1 protein-coding gene and 1 pseudogene are annotated in these 1,325 nt (G+C 65.3%); one reads left to right on the forward strand and one right to left on the reverse strand.

Annotated features, from left to right (window positions below; genetic code table 11):
* Window positions 1-339, reverse strand: a 339-nt coding sequence (locus tag EOA86_RS34895) for an aldolase/citrate lyase family protein (RefSeq protein WP_245497480.1), incomplete at its 3' end; no start/stop codon positions are given.
* A gap of 298 nt (window positions 340-637) precedes the next feature.
* Between EOA86_RS34895 and EOA86_RS34900 the strand changes: the two are divergent.
* Window positions 638-1,325, forward strand: a pseudogene (locus tag EOA86_RS34900) (DUF4173 domain-containing protein); the annotation flags it as partial.

Consider the following 1,325-nt stretch of genomic DNA (forward strand, 5'->3'; position numbering starts at 1 on the left):
CTCCAGGACGTCGCGCGGCGTGTCGACCTTGGGTAGCAGGATGGCGTCGGGCTCGCCGCGTGCCGCGGCCAGCAAATCGTCGGCGCCCCATTTGCTGGAGAGCGGGTTGATGCGCACGATCATCTCGCAGCGCCGGCCATTATGGTTGGCAACCGGGCGATTGGCGAAGATGCCGGCCAGTTTTTCGCGCGCAGAAACCTTATCGGCCGGGGCTACCGCATCTTCGAGATCGATGATGACGGCGTCGCAGGCCAGCGATGAGATCTTGGCCAGCGCCTTGTCGTTCGAGGCCGGGACGTAGAGCACTGAGCGGCGCGGGCGGTAGGTTTCGGTCGTCATGTCCGATCTATGCCGTCTGCGGCGGGTCGAGGCAAGCGGTCTTCGCCTGCACGAAAACTGCATAAACCTCCCGAAAATCTCCTCGGACCCGCCTCGCTGCCCGCATTTCGGCTGGCGAGAAGGGCGGCATGCAAGAGCGAGAAAAATCCCGTTGGTCCCTGCCTTACCGCCTCCACAATGACGGTTGGTGGCTCGTAGATCCGCCGCGGGCGCACCGTTCGGCTACTCTCTTCCCCTTCATCCGCAAATCTCCGCCCCGGTATGCCGCCCGGATCAAAGCCGCTGAGAACGTCCGATCATGACATCGTTACTTACGGCCGCTCCGAGCTTTTGCGCGCGATTCGGCGTTGCGGTCCTGCTTGCCGCGCTGGCCGATTTCTTCTTCTACGGGCCGCCGGTCGGCATCACGCTTTTCCTGTTCGGCACTACGCTTGCCGCCGCAGTCGCGGCCATCCATCCCTCGGCGCTCAGCGCCCGCGGCATGTGGCTCGGACTCGCCGCCCTGCTTGTCGGGCTGCTGCCGCTCATTGAAAATGTCAGTGCGCTGTCCGTCGCGATCGGGCTGGCGGCGATGGTCGTCTTCGCGCTTTGGCTGGTCGGCCGGCTGCGGCGTGGGCTTCCCCGCATTGCCGGCCAGGTCGCGCTCTTCCTGCTCGCGGCACCATTCCGGTTCGTCCACGATTTCTTCCGCTGGCGCAAGGCGGCGCGGCGGCTTGGCCAGCGGCGTATCCGCCTTGCGGCGATCGGCGTCTGGATCATGCCGCTGACCTTGGGCGCAGTGTTTCTCGCGCTGTTCGGCGCCGCCAATCCGGTTATCGAATACTGGCTGTCGCTGATCGATCTCCACGCACTGCTCGACCTCATCCAACTGCCACGGCTGGCGTTCTGGCTGGTCGTGCTTGCCGGCGTCTGGGTCTTTCTGCGCCCGCGCCTGCCGCGCTTTCTCCGCCGCATTGCACATCTCGCATTGCCTATCCCCCTCGGGG

The sequence above is a fragment of the Mesorhizobium sp. M5C.F.Ca.IN.020.32.2.1 genome (assembly GCF_004023105.1).
GTDB classification, from domain to species: domain Bacteria; phylum Pseudomonadota; class Alphaproteobacteria; order Rhizobiales; family Rhizobiaceae; genus Mesorhizobium; species Mesorhizobium wenxiniae.